Origin of the sequence: Streptomyces sp. NPDC046557 (assembly GCF_040645975.1) — a bacterium.
Classification (GTDB): domain Bacteria; phylum Actinomycetota; class Actinomycetes; order Streptomycetales; family Streptomycetaceae; genus Streptomyces.
In genome coordinates this window covers 253,369-274,906 of sequence record NZ_JBEYZH010000002.1, presented here as the reverse complement: position 1 = coordinate 274,906, position 21,538 = coordinate 253,369, and the positions used below count along the sequence as shown (strand labels likewise).

Below are 21,538 nucleotides of genomic sequence, written 5' to 3'. Positions count from 1 at the left end.
CGTATGACCCTCTCTCTCGAAGTCTCCGAAGGCGTCGGCACCCTCCGCCTGGACCGGCCGCCCATGAACGCCCTGGACATCGCCACCCAGGACCGGCTGCGCGAGCTCGCCGTGGAGGCCACCGACCGCGCCGACGTGCGCGCGGTGATCCTCTACGGCGGCGAGAAGGTGTTCGCGGCCGGTGCGGACATCAAGGAGATGCAGACGATGGACCACGCGGCCATGGTCGCCCGGTCCCGCGGGCTCCAGGACGCCTTCACCGCCGTCGCCCGGATCCCCAAGCCGGTCGTCGCGGCCGTTACCGGCTACGCCCTGGGCGGCGGTTGCGAGCTCGCGCTGTGCGCCGACTACCGGATCGCCGCGGACAACGCCAAGCTCGGCCAGCCCGAGATCCTGCTCGGCCTGATCCCGGGCGCCGGCGGCACCCAGCGACTGTCCCGGTTGATCGGCCCGTCCAAGGCCAAGGACCTCATCTTCACCGGCCGCATGGTCAAGGCCGACGAGGCGCTCGCCCTCGGGCTGGTGGACCGGGTGGTGCCGGCCGCCGAGGTGTACGAGCAGGCGCACGCCTGGGCGGCGAAGCTCGCACAGGGCCCGGCCCTCGCGCTGCGCGCCGCCAAGGAGTGCGTCGACGCCGGGCTGGAGGCGGACATCGACACCGGACTGACCATCGAACGCAACTGGTTCGCGGGGTTGTTCGCCACCGAGGACCGCGAGCGCGGCATGCGCAGCTTCGTCGAGGAGGGCCCGGGGAAGGCCAAGTTCCTCTGAGGCTGACCCTCGCCGGCCGTTCCTCCCTGGGAGTGGATTAGCCGGGCATTAACGCAGCCTTAAGCCGAAACGGTGATCCACTCACCGTGATCATCGGAGCGCAGCGCGTCACACCAGGTCAGACCGGTGGCGTGGCCCTCCGATTGCCTTCCGCATATGCCGGAACACCCCCCGGGAATCGGTGGACCCCGGGGGGTGTTTTCCCGGGGAACGGCCCGGAGCGGCGGTGCGGCCGTCCATGATGGGTGCATGGCGGGCCTGGAGGGTGTGGAGCAGCCGCGGCAGCGCGGCGGCGCTCCGGCGGTACGGATCTCGGCGGCTCTTGAGGAGGAACAGGGCCTCAGGGCCGTGGAGTTGTACGGCAATCCCGCCGAGGCGGAGGTGACGCTGCCGTCCATGCCCGAATCCGCCGGTACGGCGCGCCGGCTGACCCAGTCCGTGGTGATCCGGCTGTGGGGCCTGTCGCCGCAGATCGCCGAGCACACGGTCCTGCTGGTCTCGGAACTCGTGGGAAACGCCGTACGGCACACCGGGGCCCGGTCGTTCGGCTTGCGGCTGGTGCGCCGGCGCGGGTGGATCCGGGTCGAGGTGCGCGACCCCTCGCGGGGGCTGCCCTGTCTGATGCCGGTCCACGAGATGGACATCACGGGCCGGGGGCTCTTCCTCGTGGACAAGTTGTCCGACCGCTGGGGCGCCGATCTGCTGCCCAGGGGCAAGATCACCTGGTTCGAGATGCGGGTGGCCGACCGCTGAGACGCCGGATGCCGGCCCGGCGCGCACGCCTGTCCCTCCCTTGTAAACGCCTGAAACCCCCTGTCGCCGTGTGATGGGGCGCCGCGGGGGTTTCATGGGTGCGCCGAGGATCGAAGGGGGTGTGATCCTCGGCGTGGGACTTCGCTCGGGTCAAAGGGAAGCCGTGATTCCGACTATGGCAGACGAGCGACCAAATGCCAAAACCTCAAACTCGGACATAAGTGTGTATAACCTAAGAGTTCACGGCTAAATCCTAGGTGAGGTGGCCCACTCGCCTCGCAATCAATGAATAAGTATCGACCGCTCTGCGTAATTCGTTGATCACATAGCGGACGACCGCACTGCTGAAGCGCTTTGGCGCGGGTGCCGAACTGGGTCAATCAGCGTGTACGGGGGCATCCGGACCTTAAATGGGCAGGTGCCCTGCTACCCGGACCGCCGAACCGCCCTCCTCGCCGGTGCCGCGGTCGCCGCCGGCGCCCTCACCGCCGCCTGCGGAACCGCGACCCCACCCAAGGCGCCCGCCTCCGTCCCCGCCACCCCCACACCGGCCCGTCCCGCCCCTGCGGCCGCCGCCGCACCGGGCCCGCGCCGGTTCGCCGGGCAGCCCGTCGAGATCGGCCACGGCTCCCGAGACCGGCCCCGCGTCGCCCTCACCTTCCACGGCAACGGCGACCCCGCCACGGGACGCGCGATCCTCGCCGAGGCGGAGCGCGCGGGCGCCCGCGTCACCGTCCTGGCCATCGGCACCTGGCTCGACGAGCACCCCGACATGGCCCGCCGGGTCCTGGACGGCGGCCACGAACTCGGCAACCACACCCAGCGCCACCTCGCGATCAACACCATGCCGGAGGACGAGGCGTACGCGGAGATCACCGGCTGCGCCCAGCGCCTCAAGCGGCTCACCGGCTCGATCGGCACCTGGTTCCGCCCCTCGCAGACCCAGTACGCGACCCCCCTGGTCCGGAAACTCGCCCAGCGGGCCGGCTACCCGCACGTCCTCTCGTACGACGTGGACTCCCTCGACTTCACCTCACCCGGCGCCGCGGCCGTCATCCGCAACGTCACCGGGACGATCCACGCCGGATCGGTGGTGAGCCTGCACTTCGGCTACGCGGACACGGTCGACGCGATGCCACCCCTCCTCGAAGAACTCGCGCGTCGCCAACTGCGCGCGGTGACCACCACGGAGCTGCTGACCCCATGACGACGAATCGCCTTCCACGGAAGGCCACCGTGCTGCTTGCCGGACTGGTTCTCACGGCCCTGGCCGGGTGCGGATCCGGGGGAAAGGGCGCGACCGAGGCGCTCGGCACCAAGGGGCCCGCCCAACCGGTGAAAGCGCAACCCGCGGTCCCGCCCGGACTGGCCGGAATGCCGCCCGTGCTCGACCCCCACGACGTCTACGCGGCCGACCGGCCGAACCAGCTGTCCCCGGTCGTCAAGAACTTCCCGTCCCGCGTCTACGTACCGAACACCGGCTCCAACACCGTGTCGGTCATCGACCCCAAGACGTACAAGGTCATCGACACCATCCCGGTCGGCACCCAGCCCCAGCACGTCGTGCCGTCCTGGGACATGAAGACCCTGTGGGTCAACAACAACCGCGGGCACACCCTCACCCCCATCAACCCGGCCACGGGCGAGGCGGGCGACCCCGTCGAGGTGCACGACCCGTACAACCTGTACTTCACGCCCAACGGCAAGTACGCGATCGTGATGGCCTCGATGGACCGCGAGTTGGTCTTCCGCGACCCGCACACCATGAACCGTGTGAAGAGCGTCCCGGTGACCTGTTACGGCGTCAACCACGCCGACTTCTCCCTCGACGGCCGGTACTTCATCGTGAGCTGCGAGTTCTCCGGCGAACTGCTCAAGGTCGACACCGAGAAGATGGAGATCGTCGGCCAGCAGAAACTCCCCTTCGAAGGGGCCATGCCCCAGGACGTCAAGGTGTCGCCCGACGGGAAGACCTTCTACGTCGCCGACATGATGGCGCACGGCATGTGGGTGCTCAGTGGCGACAAGTTCGGGACTCCGAAGCTCCTCCCCACCGGAAAGGGCTGCCACGGCCTGTACGTGAGCCGTGACTCCAGGGAGATGTACATCTCCAACCGGGGGGAGGGCAGCATCTCCGTCTTCGACTTCAAGGCGAACAAGCTCACCAAGAAATGGGAGCTCCCCGACGGCGGCAGCCCCGACATGGGCGGGGTCTCCGCGGACGGCAAGGTGCTGTGGCTCTCGGGCCGCTACAACTCGGAGGTCTACGCGATCGACACGAAGACGGGCGAGGAACTGGCCAAGATCCCGGTCGGCTCAGGGCCCCACGGCCTCGCCGTCTACCCGCAACCCGGCCGCTACTCGCTCGGCCACACCGGCATCTTCCGCTAGCCGGCAAGCGGCACGGCATGACGGTGCCCCGGGAGCTCGCACAGCACCCGGGGCACCGCCGTCCTGTCCCGCCGCCTCACGCCGAAGGCGTCACCAGGCGACGGGGAGTCGTTCGGGCAGCCGCTTGATGAAGCCGGTGCGCCAGACCAGGTTCTCCGCCGGCACCGCCTGCCGCAGCCCCGGCAACCTTTCCACCAGTACCTCCAGCGCGATCTCCGCGTGGGCCCGGCCCAGCGCGGACGCCGGGCAGAAGTGCCGCCCGGCCCCGAAGGCCAGATGGGCGTTGGCGCTCTCCCGTTCCAGGTCCAGCTCGTCCGGGTTCTCGAAGGCATCGGGGTCGAAGTTGGCCCCCTCCAGCAGGACGAGGACCAGCTCGCCCTCCTTCACCAGCACGTCCCCGACCCGCACATCGGCCATGGCGATGCGCGGCAGGCCGTCGCCCACCGACAGGTTCCAGCGCAGGAGCTCGTCCACCGCCTTGCCCATCCGCTCCGGATGCGCCCGCAGGTACCCGATGAGCTCCGGTCGCTGGAGCAGCGCGAGGACGGCGAGCACCAGGAACGCGGACGTGGACACCGCACCCGCCCCGAAGAGCGAGACGGCGACCGTCGCGAACATCTCGTCGGTCAGGTGCGCCGACTCGGGGTCGGCCTCCTTCAGCTCGGCGAACTTGCCGAGGAGCCCCGTACGCTCCTCGGCCGGCAGCGCGAGCTGGACCTTCAACTGCTCGACGAAGTAACCGACGTCCTTGTACCAGTTCAGCTCGGAGTCGGCGAACGGTTCGCGCGCGGTCATGAACGCGACGTCCAGCCCCGACATCAACCGGCGTCGGTCCTCGAAGGGAACACCCAGCACCTGACAGTGCAGCGCCGCCGAGAAGGGGTCGGCGAACCCCGCCCGGAGGTCCGCCGGACCGCCCTCTGCCACGATCTCGTCGATGAGCTCGCCGGCCTTGGCGCGCAGCCAGTCCTGGAGCCCCTTCTGGCGCGGGTTGAGCGCCTTCATCACCGCGTTGCGCAGCCCGGCGCTGTTGATGTTGCCCATGTTGTTGACGACCTCGGGCGGTATCGTCAGCGCGTACTGGCGGGGCACGCCGGTGTTCGCGGTGTCCTTGAGGCTGAACCGCTCGTCCTCCAAGACCTGCTTGGCCAGCGCGTAACTGCTGACCAGCCACGCCGGGTCCCCGGTGAGGGTGCGGACCTTGGCGACCGGCGCCTTCTCGCGCAGCCAGGCGCACTCCTCGGGGAGCACGTCACCGCGCCGCGACAGCGGGAAGTCGAGGAGGACCTCGTCGGTCCCCGCGCCGTGCCCGGTCTCCCGGCCCTCAAGCTGCTCGACGCTCATCGACGGTCCCTTCGGTCGGTGCGTGGTTCGCGGGTCTCGCGTGGTGATCGCCGCTCGCGTGGTGGTCGGCCGCCGGGTGCGGGGCGGACTCCGCGGCCTCCGGACGTACGACGGCGTACGCCTGGTTGCGGGTCGCGCGCAGTCCCCCACCGCGCGCGAACAGGACATCCGTCATCGGCATCTTGACGTGATAGGCCGCCACCGAGGACGGCACGTCGAGAATGCTCGGGGTGTCCACGAAGAACGGCAACTCCGCCGCCATGTAATCGAAACAGACCTGCAACTGGCTGTCGGTCATCGATTCACCTTCCGGCAACTTCGAACCGACGAACTGGAGAGCCATCTTCTCGCAGCTCTTACGGAACTCGTCATCAGTCTCAAGAAAATGCAGAACGCGTCGGTGCAGTAGTTGGTACACGGGATTCGACTCGAACTCGGAAAGTGCCCTCACTCGTATCTCGGCGTGCGTGGACCCGGACTCCTCGACACCCTTGAGAATCCTTCGCCGCACTGCCTTGATCTCCTTCGTCGCACGCTTCTCCGCGTGCTCCCGGGTGTAGCCGAAGGCGGCGAACATCCGGTCCACGTGGAGGTCCGCGTAGACGAAGTCGACCTGCGCGAAGCGGGTCGTCGCCCATCGGGCAAGACTGCCGATGCGCTCGGAGCTGAAGTAGCTGTTGCCGGGACTCACTCCGATGAGCACATGGTCGCCGTCTTCCCAGATATGGCGGCAGGTGCGGGTGAAGGGCAGAACTTCGAATGATGCGTCAGTTTTGATCGTCACCTTTGATCGCCCTTGTTGCCGCTTGTCCCTGGGAGCCCTGCGCTCCTGGTGTGGCGGCAATGTCGGTACGTTATGCCGTGATCCCGGAGCGTGACAAGTGGGGGCCGGATTTGTTGGCTGGAATTATCGCTTCCGGGTGGCCGGGGAGTAAATGAATTTCTTTCTGCCGGCCGAACGGGACCCGGGGTGAACGCGACCCGCCGGGGGCGCTACCCTGAGCCGTCAACAAGCACCGAGAAGGGGTGGACCCAGTGGCGGACATCGAGAGCGCGCGGGCGACGTTCGGCAAGTTCGACGCGGACGGCGACGGCTTCGTCACCGCCGACGAGTACAGCGCGGCCATGAAGGCCATGGGTGACGCGTACGTCACCGGCGCCGTCGCGGACGCCGTCATCGCCGCCAAGGACACGAACGGCGACGGCCTGCTGAGCTTCGACGAGTTCTGGAACGCCCTGAACAAGTAGCGGACGCCGGACGGGGTCGCGTCACGCGGGCGGCCCCGTCATGTCGTCGACTTCGGCCAGCGCCTCCTCCAACCAGCGCAGCCAGAACGTCTCCAGGCCGATCCCGCCGCGCAGCACGAGCCGGCGCAGCCGGTCCTGGTCGGAGTCCCGCCCGGGCGGGAAGTCCTTCGCCTCGATGGCCTCGTACTCCGCCAACTGCCCCCTGTGCAGGTCCAGGTGCCGCCGCAACTCCGCGGCCAGCCCCTGCGGGCCCACGACACCGGCCGCCCGCACCCGCAACAGCAGCGGATCCCGGATCGCCTTCGGGTCCTGGCTCTCGCCGACCCACCGGGCCAGCTCCGCGCTGCCGGCGGGCAGCACCTCGTACTCCTTCTTCTGCCCCCGCACGGGCACCTCGCTGGGCAGCGCCCGGATCAGCCCGGCCTCCTCCAGCCGGCCGAGCTCGCGGTAGATCTGCTGGTGCGTCGCGGACCAGAAGTACCCGATCGACTTGTCGAACCGCCGGGTCAGCTCCAGCCCGGACGAGGGCTTCTCGAGCAGGGCGGTGAGGATGGCGTGCGGGAGCGACATGCGCACATCCTAGGTTCGCCGCGGGTCCGGGCACGCGTGCCGTTCAGGACCCGGACCGGGCCCAGGCGGCCAGCGCCTCCGGCGTCGTCGGCCCCGGGGCGTCCTGTTCCAGCAGGTCGCGGGCCCGCAGGAAAGCCGTCACGGCGGGGGACCACGCCTGGCGCAGCCCCGCCGACGCCAGCAGCCCCGGGTCCGACAGCAGGGCCGCGGCGGGGCCGACGCGAATGCCCGCCGGGGTGAGGACCGCCGCGTCGTCGGCCCAGCGTACGGCGAGGTCGACGTCGTGCGTGGCCATCACCACCGTCGTGCCGTTCGCGCGCAGGCCCGCCAGCACGTCCAGCAGCCGCTCCTGCCCGTCCGGGTCCAGTCCCGCCGTCGGCTCGTCCAGGATCAACACTCGCGGGGCCATCGCCACCGCCCCCGCGATCGCCGCCCGCTTGCGCTGCCCGTACGAGAGCAGGTGCGTCGGCCGGTCCCGCAGGGCGGTGATGTCCAGCGCGGTGAGCGCCGCGTCCACCCGGGCCCGTACCTCCGCCGCGGCCAGACCCATGTTCATGGGTCCGAAGGACACGTCCTGCTCCACCGAGGCCGCGAACAGTTGGTCGTCCGGGTCCTGCACGACCAACTGCACCCGGCCGCGCAGCCGGGTCAGGCCCGCCCGGTCGTACCGCACCGCCGCACCGTCCAGCCGCAGTACGCCCGCCACCGGACGAAGGCCCCCGCTCAGCAGCCGCATCAGCGTGGTCTTGCCGCTGCCGTTGCGGCCCAGCAGGACCAGCGCCCGGCCCTCCGGGATAGCGAAGTCCACGCCGGACAGCACCGCCGGACCGTCCTCGTACGCGTAACCCGCGCCCACCAGTTCCACCAACGGGTTCACAGGTACAGCCCTTTCAGGGTGAGAGTCACGATGACCAGCGCGGCCGGCAGGGCGGCGGAGGCCGCCAGGAACCGCCACGACAGCGCCGCCCCGGGCACCAGCACCCGCAGCGTCCCGTCGTAGCCCCGACCCGCCAGCCCCTCCTGGAGCCGCGCGGCGCGGTCGAAGGCCCGGACGAACGAGGTCGCGGCGAGCCCGGCGAGCGAACGCCACAGCGCCGCCCGGCCGGTGTGGCCGAGCCGGGCCGCCTGCGCCCGGTGCACCTGGGCCACCGAGTCGAGCAGCAGGAACCCGATCCGGTACATGACCAGCGCCACGTCCACCACCGGCGCCGGGACGCCGGCCCGTACCAACCGGGGCAGCACGTCCGACACCGGGGTGGTGAACGCGAACAGCAGCACCCCGAGCGAAGCCGCCGAGGTGCGCAGCAGCAGCTCCGCCGCGTGCCGGGGTCCGTCCGGGGCCAGGGAGACCGGCCCGGCCGGGCCGCCCACCGCGAACAGCAGCGGCAGCGCCCCGGTGAAACAGAAGCCCAGCGGGATCCGGAAGGCCCGCCAGAGCTGTCGTCCGGTCACCCCGGCCGGGCCGAGGAGCACGGCCAGGGTCGCCGCCGCGACCAGCGGGCCGCCGGGCCAGGGCGGCAGGCCGACGGCGGTGACGGTGAGCCCGAGCCCGAGCAGCGCCTTCTCCAGCGGATGGCGGTGGCGCCAGCGACTGCCGTGCGCCGCCACGTCGATGAGCAGCACCGGCTAGGACTCCGCCGGGGGCGCCGGAGGATCCTGTGGGCCGTGCGCCTGGGCGAGCCCCTGGCGGCGGCCCTTGCGCAACCCGAAGTAGTAGGCGAGCACGCCCGCGCCGAGGGCCGCCTGCAAGGCGAACAGGGCCGACTCGACCTCCGCCGAGGGGGGTTCGTGCAGCGGGGAGAACCACGGCTTGTAATCCGGCCTGATCTCGGTGATCGCCGACTCGGCCTGACTGTCGGCGCCCGCGAAGGGCTCCTTCTTGCCCTCGCCCATGCCCAGCGCGATCGGCAGGACGGCGAGCGCGGCCACCAGGAGCAGCAGCAGGGCGTTGATCTTCGTGTTCTTGCTCGTGCCGCTCATCAGGCCGCCGCCTCTTGCGCGTCGCGGCCGCGGGACGTCAGCTTGGCGACGCCCAGTCGGACCAGGTCCGACTTGCTGGACTGCATCAGCAGCCGCATGACGAGTACGGTCAGCAGCCCCTCGCTGACGGCCAGCGGGATCTGCGTGACCGCGAAGATGCCGCCGAACTTCGCGAGCGCGCCGAGGAAACCGCTCGCCGGGTCCGGGAAGGCCAGGGCCAGTTGCACACTGGTCACGCAGTACGTGACGAGGTCGGCGAAGAACGCGCCGAAGAAAACCGTCACCATCAGCGGCACGTCGAACCGCTTGAGCAGCCGGTAGACCCCGTACCCCGCCCAGGGCCCGGCGATCGCCATCGAGAAGGCGTTCGCACCGAGCGTGGTCAGCCCGCCGTGCGCCAGCAACAGGGCCTGGAACAACAGGGTGATGGTCCCCAGCACCGTCATGATCGGTGGCCGGAACAGGATCGCGCCGAGCCCCGTCCCGGTGGGGTGGGAGCAACTTCCGGTGACCGAGGGAATCTTCAGGGCCGACAGGACGAAGGTGAACGCCCCCGACGCCCCGAGCAGCAGCGTGCTCTCCGGGTTCGCCTTCACCTCGCGGGTCAGGGCGCGGACACCGTGTACGACGAAGGGGGCGGACGCGACGCCCCAGGCGGCCGCGTGCAACGGGGGCAAGAAGCCCTCGGCGATATGCATGAGTGGGGAGACCTCTCCAGCACCTCGTGGATGGACAACGCGCCCTGGCCGGTCTCCTGGCTCACGGGTGCCGATGTCCTGGCTCCGCCTTCCCGGGGCCGTGCGGTCTCCCGCGCGGGCCCAGTGGCTTCCCGCTGGGGGCACCTCCCGGACGGTGTCTGGGGGAGAGTGGAGCCGGACTTCCCGATCACAGTGGCGAGGGCCGCACCGGTTTCCCACCGGTTTCCCGAACACCAAGGCCCCATGACCCTAGTCGGCCGCGCGGACGGGTCACAACCCGCCCCTTCCGGGCGCGCCCGCCGGCAGCCGCGTCCGGCGGAACGCAGGGTGGTGGGATGACCGACGACTCCGCATCCCCGCAGACCCCCCGCTACGGCGACCTGAGCGCCCTCTACGTGAACTGCACCCTCAAACGGTCCCCCGAAACCAGCAACACCGAGGGGCTGATCGCCAGGAGCCGCGCGGTCATGGAGGCCGCCGGGGCCCGGACCGCACTCGTCCGCGCCGTCGACCACGACATCGCCACCGGTGTCTGGCCCGACATGACCGAGCACGGCTGGGAGAGCGACGAGTGGCCCGTCCTCTACAGCCGGATCATGGACGCCGACATCCTGGTGCTGTGCGGCCCGATCTGGCTCGGGGACAACAGCTCCGTGATGAAGCAGGTCATCGAGCGGCTCTACGCCTGCTCCTCGCTACTGAACGAGCGGGGCCAGTACGCCTACTACGGTCGGGTCGGCGGGGCGCTCATCACCGGCAACGAGGACGGCGTCAAGCACTGCGCCATGAACGTCCTATACAGCCTCCAGCACCTCGGGTACGCGATCCCGCCGCAGGCCGACGCCGGGTGGATCGGCGAGGCCGGCCCGGGGCCCTCGTACCTGGACCCCGGCTCGGGCGGACCCGAGAACGACTTCACCAACCGGAATACGACCTTCATGAGTTGGAACCTCATGCACCTGGCCGCCCTCCTGAAGCGGGCGGGCGGCATCCCCGCCCACGGCAACCAGCGCTCGGAGTGGGACGCCGGGTGCCGCTTCGACTTCCCGAACCCCGAGCACCGGTAGTGCCGGGCGCGGGACGGGTCAGCAGGTAGCCGGGTGCGGGAAGTCCACGACGAACCGCTCCGGGGCGTGCAGCACGCTCGTGTTGTAGGTGGGCGGGGTGTCGAAGGCGGCGCCGAAGGTGACGTACCCCTCGAAGTCGCCGGTCAGGGCGATGCCCTTGAGCTTGCTCAGGGCGATCTGATGGAGCTTGGGCCCCACGTAGACGTTCTGACCGGCGGCGTTGTGCGCGGCGGCCGGGTGCAGCCTGATCTCCAGGAAGTACTTCCCCGGCAGCGGGACGGGCTTGCCGGACCCGTCGTAGACCAGCTGGGAGACGGGCGTGACGGTGACGGGCGGGGCGGTTCCCTGGAGGTCGATGACCAACCGGTCGTAGGTGCAGTGGCCGCCCCAACGGGCGTTGGTGACCAGTGTCGTACCGGTGGCGGCGGAGGCCGGCGCGGCGAGCGCGACCCCGGCGGCGAGCAGAGCGCCCGCGAGCAGTGCGGTGACCTGACGGCGACGTACGTGCTGCATGACGTCCCCTCGATTCTGGGAGACGGGGACAAGGGTGACACTGCCGAAGACGCTCCGGAGGCCGCCGCGGTTGCACGGATCACGGGGTGGCGGCGCGCCTTTCCTGGCAGGGTGGCGGCCTGGACACGGACCGTGCGACAGGGGAGCACCGGATGCACCGTCACCGCCTTCACACCCGCCGTCACCGTCATGCCGTCAGCACCGCGGCCCTCGTCCTCGCGGCCACCGCGTGCGGAGGGGGCGGCGATCAGGAGGTCTCCCAGGAGGGAAAGGGCGGCTACCCCTGGGTCGCCACTGACGAGATATGCAACGCGCTGCCGTACGGCGAACTGGCCGACCCGCTCGGGGCCCGCCAGGACGTGGCCGACCGCACCCGCAGGACCACCGGGGGCTACCCGGGCGCCGAGTGCGTCCAGCAGCTCGTCGAGCGCGGCTCCGCGACCTACGGCGGGGCCAAGGTCGAGCTGGACTTCGCCTACGTCCCGAGCGTGGACGAGGCGAAGGAGGTCTTCGCCAAGGTGCGGGGCGACGCGGGCAAGGACGCGCCGGGCGGCGCCCCGGTCGAGGTCAAGGGCGTGGGCAAGGAGGCGTACCGTCTCGCCTACACCAAGCCGGACGACCAGCGCCAGGTCAGGCAGCTACGGGTGCGGGACAGCAACCTCATGCTGGACATCACGGTCACCGGGGAGGCCCGCAAGCCCCCCACGCCCGAGAGCCTCAAGGCGCTGGACGACGCGGTGAACGGTTTCGCCAAGGGCTGCCTGACCACGATCCGCAGGAAGTAGCGCGGCGTGCGGGAGGGCCGGGCGCGGACGTGCGGGAGGGCCGGGCGCACGCGCACCCGGCCCTGCCGTCGCTACTTCCCGGCCGCCGTCAGGCGCGGACGCCGGTGTCGGCTCAGCACTCGATGACGTTGACCGCGAGGCCGCCGCGGGCGGTCTCCTTGTACTTCACCTTCATGTCGGCGCCGGTCTCCTTCATGGTCTTGATGACCTTGTCCAGGGAGACCTTGTGCGAGCCGTCGCCGCGCATCGCCATCCGGGCCGCGGTGACGGCCTTGACCGCCGCCATGCCGTTGCGCTCGATGCACGGGATCTGCACCAGACCGCCGACCGGGTCGCAGGTGAGGCCGAGGTTGTGTTCCATGCCGATCTCGGCGGCGTTCTCGACCTGCTCCGGGCTGCCGCCCAGGACCTCCGCGAGGGCGCCGGCCGCCATCGAGCAGGCCGAGCCGACCTCACCCTGGCAGCCGACCTCGGCGCCGGAGATCGAGGCGTTCTCCTTGAAGAGCATGCCGATCGCGCTCGCCGCGAGGAGGAAGCGCACCACGCCGTCCTCGTCGGCGCCCGGCACGAAGTTCATGTAGTAGTGCAGCACGGCCGGGATGATGCCCGCCGCGCCGTTCGTGGGGGCGGTGACCACCCGGCCGCCCGCCGCGTTCTCCTCGTTCACGGCCATCGCGTAGAGCGTGATCCACTCCATCGACAGCGCCTGCGGGTCGCCCTCGGAGCGCAGCTTGCGGGCGGTGGTCGCGGCACGGCGCTTGACCCGCAGACCACCCGGGAGGATGCCCTCGCGGGACATCCCGCGCGCCACGCACGCCTGCATGACGCGCCAGATCTCCAGGAGACCCTCGCGGATCTCCTCCTCGGTGCGCCACGCCTTCTCGTTCTCCAGCATCAGCGCGGAGATCGACAGGCCCGTCTCGCGGGTGAGCCGCAGCATCTCGTCCCCGCTGCGGAACGGGTACTTCAAGACGGTGTCGTCGAGCTTGATCCGGTCCTCGCCGACCGCGTCCTCGTCCACGACGAAGCCGCCGCCGACCGAGTAGTACGTCTTCTCCAGCAGCGGCGCGCCGGCGGCGTCGTACGCGAAGAGCGTCATGCCGTTCGCGTGGTAGGGCAGCGACCGGCGGCGGTGCAGGATGAGCTGGCTCGGTTCGTCGAAGGCGATCTCGTGGGCTTGGCCTATCTCGGCGCCCAGCAGGCGAAGCCGGCCGCTCTGACGGATGCGCTCGACCTCGGCGTCGGCGTTCTCCACGTCCACCGTGCGGGGGGAGTGGCCCTCCAGGCCCAGCAGGACCGCCTTGGGGGTGCCGTGGCCGTGGCCGGTCGCGCCGAGCGAGCCGAACAGCTCCGCGCGGACCGAGGCCGTCTGGGCGAGGGCACCTTCCTTCTTCAAGCGGGTCACGAACATGCGTGCCGCCCGCATCGGGCCGACCGTGTGGGAGGAGGAGGGACCGATGCCGATGGAGAAGAGATCGAAGACGGAGATGGCCACGGTGGCGAGACTCCCTTGTCTGCTCGTGGGGTGGGAGAGGGGCACAGGAGAGCGGGTTGATCAGCGGGAGGCGATCAGGGAGGTTTGTTCGGATTTTGTCCGACAGTCGAGCTTAACGCGACGAGGCGAACGACCCCCTGCCCGGAAGGGCCACAACAGGAAGCGCGTGTGTGTGTCGGCTCACACGTCCCGTTCGCCCGGGCGGCGCGATCAGGCGTGAAAAGGGGCCCGGGCCTGTGGGAACAGGCACCGGGCCCCGCCCGGCCGCGTCAGAGCGTCGGGTACAGCGGGAACTTCGCCGCGAGCGCGGAGACGCGCGCCTTCAGGGACTCGCTGTCGTACGCCGGCTTGAGCGCCTGCGCGATGATCTCGGCGACCTCGGTGAACGCCTCGGCGTCGAAACCGCGGGTGGCCAGGGCCGGCGTACCGATCCGCAGACCCGAGGTGACCATCGGAGGCCGCGGGTCGTTCGGGATGGCGTTGCGGTTGACCGTGATGCCGACCTCGTGGAGGCGGTCCTCGGCCTGCTGACCGTCCAGCTCCGAGTTGCGCAGGTCCACCAGGACCAGGTGCACGTCGGTGCCCCCGGTCAGGACGTCCACGCCCACGGCCTTGACGTCGTCCTGCACCAGGCGCGCTGCGAGGATCTTCGCGCCCTCCAGGGTGCGCTCCTGGCGCTCCTTGAACTCGGGCGACGCGGCGACCTTGAAGGAGACGGCCTTGGCGGCGATCACGTGCTCCAGCGGGCCGCCCTGCTGACCGGGGAAGACCGCGGAGTTGATCTTCTTCGCCAGTTCCTGAGTCGACAGGATGACACCGCCGCGCGGACCGCCGAGGGTCTTGTGCGTGGTGGTGGTGACGACGTGGGCGTGCGGGACCGGGTTCGGGTGCAGCCCCGCGGCGACCAGGCCCGCGAAGTGCGCCATGTCGACCATCAGGTACGCGCCGACCTCGTCCGCGATGCGGCGGAAGGCGGCGAAGTCGAGCTGACGCGGGTACGCGGACCAGCCGGCGACGATCAGCTGCGGCTTGGACTCCTTGGCGAGGCGCTCGACCTCGGCCATGTCGACCCGGCCGGTCTCGTCGACGTGGTACGGGACCACGTTGTAGAGCTTGCCGGAGAAGTTGATCTTCATGCCGTGGGTCAGGTGACCGCCGTGGGCCAGGTTCAGGCCCATGATCGTGTCGCCCGGCTTGAGCAGCGCGAACATCGCGGCGGCGTTCGCCTGGGCACCGGAGTGCGGCTGCACGTTCGCGGCCTCGGCGCCGAAGAGCGCCTTGATCCGGTCGATCGCGATCTGCTCGACGACGTCGACGTGCTCACAGCCGCCGTAGTAGCGGCGGCCGGGGTAGCCCTCGGCGTACTTGTTGGTCAGGACCGAACCCTGGGCCTCCATGACGGCGACCGGAGCGAAGTTCTCCGACGCGATCATTTCCAGGGTCGACTGCTGGCGCACGAGCTCGGCGTCGACGGCGGCGGCGACGTCGGGGTCGAGTTCGTGGAGAGGGGTGTTCAGTACGGACATCAGGAGTCCCCGGGGGTCAGTTGTCGGAGTGGGTGAACGCGGCGTAGTCGTCGGCGGACAGCAGGTCGGTCGGGTCCTCCGTGACGCGCACCTTGAAGAGCCAGCCACCCTCGAACGGGGCCGAGTTCACCAGCGACGGGTCGTCGACGACGTCCTGGTTGGCCTCGACGACCTCACCGGTGACGGGGGAGTACAGGTCGCTGACCGACTTGGTCGACTCCAGCTCGCCGCAGGTCTCGCCCGCGGTCACCGTGTCGCCGACCTCGGGGAGCTGGGCGTAGACGACGTCACCGAGCGCGTTGGCCGCGAACTCCGTGATGCCGACCGTCGAGACGCCGTCCTCGGCGTTCGACAGCCACTCGTGCTCCTTGCTGAAACGCAGCTGCTGGGGGTTGCTCATGACCTGATTCTCCTGGATGCGGGGGAGTGGATACGAACGGTGGTCTCGGGTACTGGGACAGCGCCGTACGGCCGCCGTACGGGGCTCCGTGCGGCGGTGACGCGGTACGGGGTCGGTGCGGAACTACTTCTGCCGCTTGTAGAAGGGCAGGGCCACGACCTCGTACGGCTCATGCGTACCGCGAATGTCCACGCCGACGCCGGAGGTACCGGGCGCGGCGTGCGCCGCGTCCACGTACGCCATCGCGATCGGCTTGCCCAGCGTCGGCGACGGGGCGCCGGAGGTGACCTCGCCGATGACCTTGCCGTCGGCGACCACCGGGAAACCGGCGCGCGGGACCCGGCGCCCCTCGGCGATCAGGCCGACCAGCTTGCGCGGCGGATTCGTGGCGGCGCGCTCGGCGGCCTCCTCCAGCGCCCGGCGACCGACGAAGTCGACCTCCTTCTCGAACTTCACGACCCGACCCAGACCGGCGTCGAACGGGGTGAGGGAGGTGGTCAGCTCGTGCCCGTACAGCGGCATGCCGGCCTCCAGGCGCAGCGTGTCGCGGCAGGACAGCCCGGCCGGGACCAGGCCGACGCCCTCGCCGGCCTTCGTCAGCGCCTGCCACAGCTCCACGGCGTGCTCGGGGGAGACGAACAGCTCGAAGCCGTCCTCGCCGGTGTAGCCCGTACGCGCGATCAGCGCGGGGACGCCGGCGACCGTGCCGGGCAGGCCCGCGTAGTACTTGAGCCCGTCGAGGTCGGCGTCGGTGAGGGAGGCCAGGATGCCGGGGGACTCGGGGCCCTGGACGGCGATCAGCGCGTACGCGTCCCGGTCGTCGCGGACCTCGGTGTCGAAGCCGGCGGCGCGCTCGGTCAGGGCATCCAGGACGACCTGGGCGTTGGAGGCGTTCGCGACGACCATGTACTCGCTCTCGCCGAGGCGGTAGACGATCAGGTCGTCGAGGATGCCGCCGTCCTCCTGGCAGATGTGCGTGTAACGGGCGCGGCCGACACCCACGGTGGAGATGTTGCCGACCAGCGCGTAGTCCAGCGCCTTGACGGCCTCGGGGCCGGTCAGGGTGATCTCGCCCATGTGGGACAGGTCGAAGAGACCGGCCTTCGTGCGCACGGCGGTGTGCTCGTCGCGCTCACTGGCGTAGCGCAGCGGCATGTCCCAGCCCGCGAAGTCGGTCATGGTCGCACCGAGCGAGCGGTGCAGCGCGTCGAGCGCGGTCAGGCGGGGGGCAGTGCTCATGGGTGTGGCTCCCGGGTCCCAGGGCATGACATGACGAGGACGATCCTCCCCATCTGTCATCGGAACCTGAGAGGTTCGCCGAGAGTTCCCGCACCGGGCGGGACGCGTCGTCGGCTTGCACCTTGGGTGGAGCTGTCGAACAGCCCGCTTTTCAGATCTGCCTCATCCACGCGGTACGGGGCCTGAGAGATTCAAGGGAGGAACTTGCTCCTTCGGCGCCCGGGCACGACCTCACGGCGTGCCGGGACTCTCCCGCGCGGATTCAAGCGGCCGGTATGCAGTTGGTGTCCAGATGGCGCACATCATTGCACGAGGTGGGCGGGAGCGGGCGGGCGGCCCCGAAAGTCCGTGCGGACCCGACCGGGGCTTGAGCGGGCCGGCGCGAGCGGGGCTTGCGGGCGGGGTGGAACCGGGGGGGCCGGATTACCGTCTCTTTACATTCAGTGTGCGGGGGAGGCGATCGCTGTGCGGAGGTTCGGATTGCCGGCTTTGACGGGGACGCTCGACGGGGTCCCGGCGCAGCGGCGGCCACCGGCGTCGGTGCGGCCGGGGCGGGTCCGCGACCTGCGGGGGTCGGGGGCGCGGGGGCCGCGACGGCTCGGGTTCGCCGCGGGGGACATCGTGGTGGTGTCCGGCCTGCCCGGCGGCGGCAAGAGCACGCTGATCAGACGGGTCGCGGGGGTCGTCGCGATCGACTCGCAGGACACGCGGGAGCGGTGGGAGCGGCGCGTGCCGGGGGCGGTCCCGTACGCCGTGTACCGGCCGGTGGTTCGGGCGGCGCACTACTGGGGACTGTGGCGGGTGGTGCGCTCGGGGGCTTCGGTGGTGGTGCACGACTGCGGGAGCCAGGCGTGGGTACGGCGGCTCCTGGCGGCGGCGGCGCGGCGGCGGGGCCGGGCGTTGCACCTGCTGCTGTTGGACGCGACCGCGGGGGAGGCATTGGCGGGGCAGGCGGAGCGGGGGCGGCGGGTGTCGGCGTACGCCTTCGCCCGCCACCGGGCGGCGGTGACCCGCCTGATCCGCGCCGCGGAAGCGGGCCGCCCCCCGGCCGGCTGCGCCTCGGTCACCCTCCTCGACCGCCCCTCCGCTGCCGCGCTCACCGGCATCACGTTCCCCTGACCGGGCCGGCGCCCCGTATCGGGCGGGGTGGGGCGGCGGGCCGGGGTCGCCCCGCGCCCACGCGTGCCCGGCGCGGTCCCTGGTCGGCCCGGCGCCTCAGCCCCGCGGGGCCCGGGGCGCGGGGCGACTCCCGGCCCCGCCGGACAATCCGGCCCCGCCGCCGCTCGCGGCAAGCGGTCCGCACTGTCGCCCCCGCCCGCTTTCAGCGCCGGGCCGGCACATCCCGGCCTTCCCGCTGTTTCCGCGCAGGGCCGGCACACCCAGCCTCGCCGGCGTTTGAGGCGCGGGGTCTTGGGCGGAGCCCCAGGAAACCCGGCTCCGCCGGGCACCGGGCTCTGCCCGGACCCTCCCCCAGACTCCGTTCCGGGGGGACCCCCACTGAGGGGACCCCCACTCAAACGCCGGCGGAGCCGGGTTCGCGCCGGGGCGGCCCCGGCCGGGAGGCGACCCGGGGCCCGGGGGACGGGGGCGACGGAATAGGGTCGGCGGGACAACGCGGAGCGACAGGCGGAGGCGGCAGATGCACGGCGGCGGGTGGCCCGACAACGAGCTGGAACACGTGCTCGGCGCGGCCCTGGGGCAGGCGGACGCCGGCGCCCGGATCCTGGAGGTGCTCGGCCGCAGCCCGGTCTGGGTGCCGCTGCCTACAGGCGGCGGCCCCGAGCACACCGCCCTCAACCTGCCGACCATGCTCATCGGCGGCGCGGCGTACGTCCCCGTCTACAGCTCCGAGGCCCAGTTCCGCGTCTGCGTCGGCACCGCCATGGACTTCGCCGTCGCCCCCGCCGTCGAGTTCGCCCGCGGCCTGCCGCCGCAGCTCGGCATCGCCCTCAACCCCGAGGGCGCCGTCGGCGTCCCGCTCCCCCCGCCCGCCGTCGCGGAACTCTGCCGCACCGGCCGTACCCCACTCGACGGCCCCGCCACCGGCGGCCGCGTCCGGCTCTACGAGCCCGACTGGCAGGACGACCCGGTGGACTTCCTCACCGCCGCCACCGAGGAGTTCCGCGCCATCGGCGTGGTCGCCGCCGCCCACCGCTGCCTCGCCAGCGTCGAGGGCGGGGCGCCCCAGCTCTACATCGGTGTCCGATTGACGGGATGGGATCCCGAGTCCCGGAACGCCCCGCTGGAGGCCCTCGGCCGGGCGCTGACCCGCGTACCGCCGCCCTGGCCGGTGCAGTTGATCCTCCTCGACGCCGCCCAGGACCCGGTGGTCGACTACATCCGTGAGCGCGTACGCCCCTTCTACCTGCCCTAGGGCCGCTTAAGCTGGGGGCCGATACGCGTGGATGACGGGCGGACGAAGAGGGGTACCGGGTGAGTGCGTCAGGCACGGCCGCGGCCGGACAGGTCGAGCACATGCTGCGCCAGGTGACTCCCGGGCGCTATGAGAGCTACGAGTCGCTCCTGCACGCCCTCGCCGAGGGTCGCCTGTGGATGCTGCTCTGGCAGGGGCAGCCGGGATCCCCGGACGCCCAGTACGGCGGCATGGAGGTCGACGGCCTGGGCTACGCGCCCTGCGTGACCTCCCCGCAGGAGCTGGCCGCCAGCGGATGGAACCGCGGCTACGAGGTGGTCACCGGCCGGGACATCGCCCGGGCCCTGTACCCGGACCGCTGGGGCCTGTGGCTCAACCCCCATGCCCAGGGCGGCGGCCTCGGCCTCCCCTGGGCGGACCTGCGCCGGATCGCCACCGGCCTCGACCGGATGCCGGCCGGTCCGCTGCGGCTGTCGGAGCCGGCGCTGGAGCTCCCGCAGTTCTACGGGCTGCTCACCCAGCACGCGCACCGGACGCCCGCCGTCCGCTCGCTCCGCCGCGCCTGGGTGCAGCCGTCGCTGGGCTCGGCGTACCTGGCGGTGGGGCTGGACCTGTACGACGCCTCCGCGCCCGCGCTGGAATCCGTACGGGAGATGATGCGGCAGTCGGTCGGGGCGGTTCCGGAAGGGGTTCCGGTGTGCACCGTCGCGCTCGCGGACGAGCACGATCCGGTGGCGATGTGGCTGCGGTCGCAGACCCGTCCGTTCTACGACCGTGAGGGCCAGGCACCCTCGTACTGACCCCCGCCCGGGCACCTCGCCCGGGCCCCGGGTGCCGGAATTCGTTCCTCCGGAAGCCCGCCCATGTTTTGAGACGGCGATAACGAGCCATCGCGAGGCCGCCGGGACCCACGGTTCCCGGCGGCCTTCGTCTTGTCCGGATTTCGCCGCCGTTGTGAGCCTGAAAAGCACTCCCCTCATGCGAGTTGGGTCGGATGTCCGGTTGCGTACCGAACGGACGGTCTTGCTCCGCTGAGGTGTGAGTGCAGTCCGGATAACGGGAATCGGGGCGTCAGATCACGGTTGCGCATCCATTCAACTGCGGGTCTGGCGGCTGGTCGAGCGCCCGATGAAGACTCCCCACCCAAGAGCCGCTCAGTCCTCCCGAACGCGGCTCGGCACGTGTTCCGCACCCGTGGTCCCGCGCCGCGGTTCCCGCAGCATTTCCCGCACTTCCTGCACTTCACACGCGTTCAGCGTGTCCCACGCACTCCGAGCGCCACTCCGCACCAACGCCGCCACAGCGGCGGGCATGGGCCGGCACACCCGTCGGCCGAGAGGGGTCCCCACCACGATGACGGCACCACTGCACGACACGAGCGCGGAGACGCCCGCACCCGTGTCCGTAGCCGACGTCCCTGCCAAGGCCATCGAAGGCCGCTCGCCCGGCCGCATCGCCTGGATGCGGCTCAAGCGCGACAAGGTCGCGCTGACCGGCGGCGTAGTCGTGATCCTCCTGATCCTGGTGGCCGTCTTCGCACCGCAGATCGTGAGCCTGCTGGGCCACCCGCCCAACGAGTTCCACGAGGACATGATCGATCCCGACCTCGGCACGCCGATCGGTTCCTTCGGCGGTGTGAGTTCCGACTTCCTGCTGGGCGTCGAACCCACCAACGGACGCGACGTTTTCAGCCGGATCGTCTACGGCGCCCGCATCTCCCTGATCGTCGCCTTCCTCGCGGCCTTCGTCTCGGTCGTCATCGGCAGCCTGTTGGGCGCGCTCGCCGGCTTCCTCGGCGGCTGGGTCGACGGCCTCATCAGCCGCCTGATGGACCTGCTGCTGGCCTTCCCGCAGTTGCTGTTCACCATCGCGCTCGTCTCCGTGGTGCCCAACAGCCTGCTGGGGATGGAGGGTTCGAGCGTCCGCATGGCGGTGCTCATCCTCGTCATCGGCTTCTTCGGCTGGCCGTACATCGGTCGCATCGTCCGAGGCCAGACGATGTCCCTGCGCGAGCGCGAGTACGTGGAGGCGGCACGCAGCCTCGGCGCCGGCCGCGGCTACATCCTGATCAAGGAACTGCTCCCCAACCTGGTCGCGCCGATCCTCGTCTACTCGACGCTGATCATCCCGACCAACATCCTGACGGAAGCGGCCCTCAGCTTCCTCGGCGCCGGCGTCAAGCCGCCCACCGCCTCCTGGGGAAAGATGCTGTCCGACGCCATCCCCATCTACCAGGACGACCCCATGTACATGGTGGTTCCCGGTATCACGATCTTCATCACCGTCCTGGCGTTCAACCTCTTCGGGGACGGGCTGCGTGACGCACTCGACCCCAAGGGCAGCTGAACCGCTCTACCGATTCACCCACTTCTGGAGGTTGGACA

The 21,538-nt window shown here is 70.9% G+C and carries 23 protein-coding genes and 2 riboswitches; of the genes, 11 read left to right on the top strand and 12 right to left on the bottom strand.

Annotation, left to right across the window (positions count from 1 at the left end):
- Window positions 1-3 precede the first annotated feature (3 nt).
- The 4 genes from ABZ934_RS06480 (at window position 4) to ABZ934_RS06465 (ending at window position 3,915) form a co-directional block, all read left to right on the top strand.
- Window positions 4-771, top strand: coding sequence for an enoyl-CoA hydratase-related protein (locus tag ABZ934_RS06480; RefSeq protein ID WP_361309197.1), 768 nt, complete (start codon window positions 4-6; stop codon window positions 769-771).
- A gap of 249 nt (window positions 772-1,020) precedes the next feature.
- A complete protein-coding gene (locus tag ABZ934_RS06475) occupies window positions 1,021-1,524 on the top strand; it encodes an ATP-binding protein (RefSeq protein ID WP_361309195.1) in 504 nt (167 codons plus the stop codon).
- Between the two features lie 418 nt (window positions 1,525-1,942).
- The gene (locus ABZ934_RS06470; RefSeq protein ID WP_361309192.1) at window positions 1,943-2,731 is read left to right on the top strand and encodes a polysaccharide deacetylase family protein; all 789 of its coding nucleotides are present in this window, start codon (window positions 1,943-1,945) and stop codon (window positions 2,729-2,731) included.
- Window positions 2,728-3,915 carry a YncE family protein gene (locus ABZ934_RS06465; protein WP_361309189.1) on the top strand — a complete coding sequence of 396 codons (1,188 nt, stop codon included), beginning with the start codon at window positions 2,728-2,730 and terminating at the stop codon, window positions 3,913-3,915. The genes ABZ934_RS06470 and ABZ934_RS06465 overlap by 4 nt, the downstream gene beginning before the upstream one ends.
- Window positions 3,916-4,005: 90 nt before the next feature.
- On the opposite strand, the gene ABZ934_RS06460 is transcribed toward ABZ934_RS06465, so the two are convergent.
- Together ABZ934_RS06460 and ABZ934_RS06455 are read right to left on the bottom strand one after the other, a co-directional pair.
- Complete coding sequence (locus tag ABZ934_RS06460; RefSeq protein ID WP_361309187.1) at window positions 4,006-5,259, bottom strand: cytochrome P450; 1,254 nt, start codon at window positions 5,257-5,259, stop codon at window positions 4,006-4,008.
- A complete protein-coding gene (locus ABZ934_RS06455) occupies window positions 5,240-6,043 on the bottom strand; it encodes a tRNA-dependent cyclodipeptide synthase (RefSeq protein ID WP_361309185.1) in 804 nt (267 codons plus the stop codon). Before ABZ934_RS06455 ends, ABZ934_RS06460 begins: the two co-directional genes overlap by 20 nt.
- 251 nt (window positions 6,044-6,294) lie before the next feature.
- Here ABZ934_RS06455 and ABZ934_RS06450 point away from each other — a divergent pair, with 251 nt between their 5' ends.
- Window positions 6,295-6,507: an EF-hand domain-containing protein gene (locus ABZ934_RS06450; protein WP_136214509.1), complete on the top strand. Its 213-nt coding sequence runs from the start codon at window positions 6,295-6,297 to the stop codon at window positions 6,505-6,507.
- 21 nt (window positions 6,508-6,528) lie between these two features.
- Here the strand turns inward: ABZ934_RS06450 and ABZ934_RS06445 are convergent, their stop codons facing one another.
- Genes ABZ934_RS06445 through ABZ934_RS06425 form a run of 5 tightly spaced genes read right to left on the bottom strand, consistent with a single transcriptional unit; the run spans window position 6,529 to window position 9,755 of the window.
- On the bottom strand, window positions 6,529-7,077 hold the full coding sequence (locus tag ABZ934_RS06445; RefSeq protein ID WP_361309182.1) for a PadR family transcriptional regulator: 549 nt from the start codon (window positions 7,075-7,077) through the stop codon (window positions 6,529-6,531).
- Window positions 7,078-7,120: 43 nt separating this feature from the next.
- A complete protein-coding gene (locus tag ABZ934_RS06440; RefSeq protein WP_361309180.1) occupies window positions 7,121-7,954 on the bottom strand; it encodes an ATP-binding cassette domain-containing protein in 834 nt (277 codons plus the stop codon).
- On the bottom strand, window positions 7,951-8,700 hold the full coding sequence (gene cbiQ, locus ABZ934_RS06435; protein WP_361309177.1) for a cobalt ECF transporter T component CbiQ: 750 nt from the start codon (window positions 8,698-8,700) through the stop codon (window positions 7,951-7,953). Before cbiQ ends, ABZ934_RS06440 begins: the two co-directional genes overlap by 4 nt.
- Window positions 8,701-8,703: 3 nt before the next feature.
- Window positions 8,704-9,057: an energy-coupling factor ABC transporter substrate-binding protein gene (locus tag ABZ934_RS06430; protein WP_361309174.1), complete on the bottom strand. Its 354-nt coding sequence runs from the start codon at window positions 9,055-9,057 to the stop codon at window positions 8,704-8,706.
- Window positions 9,057-9,755, bottom strand: coding sequence for an energy-coupling factor ABC transporter permease (locus tag ABZ934_RS06425; RefSeq protein WP_361309172.1), 699 nt, complete (start codon window positions 9,753-9,755; stop codon window positions 9,057-9,059). The genes ABZ934_RS06430 and ABZ934_RS06425 overlap by 1 nt, the downstream gene beginning before the upstream one ends.
- Window positions 9,756-9,783: 28 nt before the next feature.
- A riboswitch (cobalamin riboswitch) is annotated at window positions 9,784-10,008 on the bottom strand.
- Between the two features lie 82 nt (window positions 10,009-10,090).
- On the opposite strand from ABZ934_RS06425, the gene ABZ934_RS06420 reads away from it, so the two are divergent.
- Window positions 10,091-10,822 carry a flavodoxin family protein gene (locus tag ABZ934_RS06420; RefSeq protein WP_361309170.1) on the top strand — a complete coding sequence of 244 codons (732 nt, stop codon included), beginning with the start codon at window positions 10,091-10,093 and terminating at the stop codon, window positions 10,820-10,822.
- 18 nt (window positions 10,823-10,840) lie between these two features.
- Here the strand turns inward: ABZ934_RS06420 and ABZ934_RS06415 are convergent, their stop codons facing one another.
- A complete protein-coding gene (locus tag ABZ934_RS06415) occupies window positions 10,841-11,335 on the bottom strand; it encodes a hypothetical protein (protein WP_361309167.1) in 495 nt (164 codons plus the stop codon).
- A gap of 152 nt (window positions 11,336-11,487) precedes the next feature.
- On the opposite strand from ABZ934_RS06415, the gene ABZ934_RS06410 reads away from it, so the two are divergent.
- Window positions 11,488-12,120: a hypothetical protein gene (locus tag ABZ934_RS06410; protein ID WP_361309166.1), complete on the top strand. Its 633-nt coding sequence runs from the start codon at window positions 11,488-11,490 to the stop codon at window positions 12,118-12,120.
- A 112-nt stretch (window positions 12,121-12,232) separates the two neighbouring features.
- Here the strand turns inward: ABZ934_RS06410 and ABZ934_RS06405 are convergent, their stop codons facing one another.
- The 4 genes from ABZ934_RS06405 to gcvT all read right to left on the bottom strand — a co-directional run bounded on the left by ABZ934_RS06405 (window position 12,233) and on the right by gcvT (window position 16,780).
- Entirely contained in the window at window positions 12,233-13,615 is a 1,383-nt protein-coding gene (locus tag ABZ934_RS06405; protein WP_361309164.1) for an L-serine ammonia-lyase, read from the bottom strand.
- Window positions 13,616-13,884: 269 nt separating this feature from the next.
- Window positions 13,885-15,141, bottom strand: coding sequence for a serine hydroxymethyltransferase (gene glyA / locus ABZ934_RS06400; protein WP_361309161.1), 1,257 nt, complete (start codon window positions 15,139-15,141; stop codon window positions 13,885-13,887).
- Window positions 15,142-15,157: 16 nt separating this feature from the next.
- A complete protein-coding gene (gcvH, locus tag ABZ934_RS06395; RefSeq protein ID WP_361309159.1) occupies window positions 15,158-15,541 on the bottom strand; it encodes a glycine cleavage system protein GcvH in 384 nt (127 codons plus the stop codon).
- 123 nt (window positions 15,542-15,664) lie between these two features.
- On the bottom strand, window positions 15,665-16,780 hold the full coding sequence (gene gcvT / locus ABZ934_RS06390; protein WP_361309156.1) for a glycine cleavage system aminomethyltransferase GcvT: 1,116 nt from the start codon (window positions 16,778-16,780) through the stop codon (window positions 15,665-15,667).
- 161 nt (window positions 16,781-16,941) lie between these two features.
- A riboswitch (glycine riboswitch) is annotated at window positions 16,942-17,045 on the bottom strand.
- A 275-nt stretch (window positions 17,046-17,320) separates the two neighbouring features.
- On the opposite strand from gcvT, the gene ABZ934_RS06385 reads away from it, so the two are divergent.
- The 4 genes from ABZ934_RS06385 to ABZ934_RS06370 all read left to right on the top strand — a co-directional run bounded on the left by ABZ934_RS06385 (window position 17,321) and on the right by ABZ934_RS06370 (window position 21,500).
- A complete protein-coding gene (locus ABZ934_RS06385) occupies window positions 17,321-17,899 on the top strand; it encodes an ABC transporter ATP-binding protein (RefSeq protein WP_361310256.1) in 579 nt (192 codons plus the stop codon).
- A 520-nt stretch (window positions 17,900-18,419) separates the two neighbouring features.
- A complete protein-coding gene (locus tag ABZ934_RS06380) occupies window positions 18,420-19,154 on the top strand; it encodes an enhanced serine sensitivity protein SseB C-terminal domain-containing protein (RefSeq protein WP_361309153.1) in 735 nt (244 codons plus the stop codon).
- A gap of 59 nt (window positions 19,155-19,213) precedes the next feature.
- Window positions 19,214-19,954 carry an enhanced serine sensitivity protein SseB C-terminal domain-containing protein gene (locus ABZ934_RS06375; RefSeq protein ID WP_351384798.1) on the top strand — a complete coding sequence of 247 codons (741 nt, stop codon included), beginning with the start codon at window positions 19,214-19,216 and terminating at the stop codon, window positions 19,952-19,954.
- Window positions 19,955-20,507: 553 nt separating this feature from the next.
- Window positions 20,508-21,500: an ABC transporter permease gene (locus ABZ934_RS06370; RefSeq protein WP_361309150.1), complete on the top strand. Its 993-nt coding sequence runs from the start codon at window positions 20,508-20,510 to the stop codon at window positions 21,498-21,500.
- Window positions 21,501-21,538: the final 38 nt, after the last annotated feature.

What these genes read in the sequence shown, in the direction of transcription:
- ABZ934_RS06465 (WP_361309189.1), top strand. Translation starts at nt 2,728, where the DNA reads ATGACGACGAATCGCCTTCCACGGAAGGCCACCGTGCTGCTTGCCGGA.
- ABZ934_RS06410 (WP_361309166.1), top strand. Translation starts at nt 11,488, where the DNA reads ATGCACCGTCACCGCCTTCACACCCGCCGTCACCGTCATGCCGTCAGC.
- ABZ934_RS06420 (WP_361309170.1), top strand. Translation starts at nt 10,091, where the DNA reads ATGACCGACGACTCCGCATCCCCGCAGACCCCCCGCTACGGCGACCTG.
- ABZ934_RS06480 (WP_361309197.1), top strand. Translation starts at nt 4, where the DNA reads ATGACCCTCTCTCTCGAAGTCTCCGAAGGCGTCGGCACCCTCCGCCTG.
- ABZ934_RS06475 (WP_361309195.1), top strand. Translation starts at nt 1,021, where the DNA reads ATGGCGGGCCTGGAGGGTGTGGAGCAGCCGCGGCAGCGCGGCGGCGCT.
- ABZ934_RS06380 (WP_361309153.1), top strand. Translation starts at nt 18,420, where the DNA reads ATGCACGGCGGCGGGTGGCCCGACAACGAGCTGGAACACGTGCTCGGC.
- glyA (WP_361309161.1), bottom strand. Translation starts at nt 15,141, where the DNA reads ATGTCCGTACTGAACACCCCTCTCCACGAACTCGACCCCGACGTCGCC.
- ABZ934_RS06430 (WP_361309174.1), bottom strand. Translation starts at nt 9,057, where the DNA reads ATGAGCGGCACGAGCAAGAACACGAAGATCAACGCCCTGCTGCTGCTC.
- gcvH (WP_361309159.1), bottom strand. Translation starts at nt 15,541, where the DNA reads ATGAGCAACCCCCAGCAGCTGCGTTTCAGCAAGGAGCACGAGTGGCTG.
- gcvT (WP_361309156.1), bottom strand. Translation starts at nt 16,780, where the DNA reads ATGAGCACTGCCCCCCGCCTGACCGCGCTCGACGCGCTGCACCGCTCG.
- ABZ934_RS06460 (WP_361309187.1), bottom strand. Translation starts at nt 5,259, where the DNA reads ATGAGCGTCGAGCAGCTTGAGGGCCGGGAGACCGGGCACGGCGCGGGG.
- ABZ934_RS06425 (WP_361309172.1), bottom strand. Translation starts at nt 9,755, where the DNA reads ATGCATATCGCCGAGGGCTTCTTGCCCCCGTTGCACGCGGCCGCCTGG.
- ABZ934_RS06445 (WP_361309182.1), bottom strand. Translation starts at nt 7,077, where the DNA reads ATGTCGCTCCCGCACGCCATCCTCACCGCCCTGCTCGAGAAGCCCTCG.
- ABZ934_RS06415 (WP_361309167.1), bottom strand. Translation starts at nt 11,335, where the DNA reads ATGCAGCACGTACGTCGCCGTCAGGTCACCGCACTGCTCGCGGGCGCT.
- ABZ934_RS06370 (WP_361309150.1), top strand. Translation starts at nt 20,508, where the DNA reads ATGACGGCACCACTGCACGACACGAGCGCGGAGACGCCCGCACCCGTG.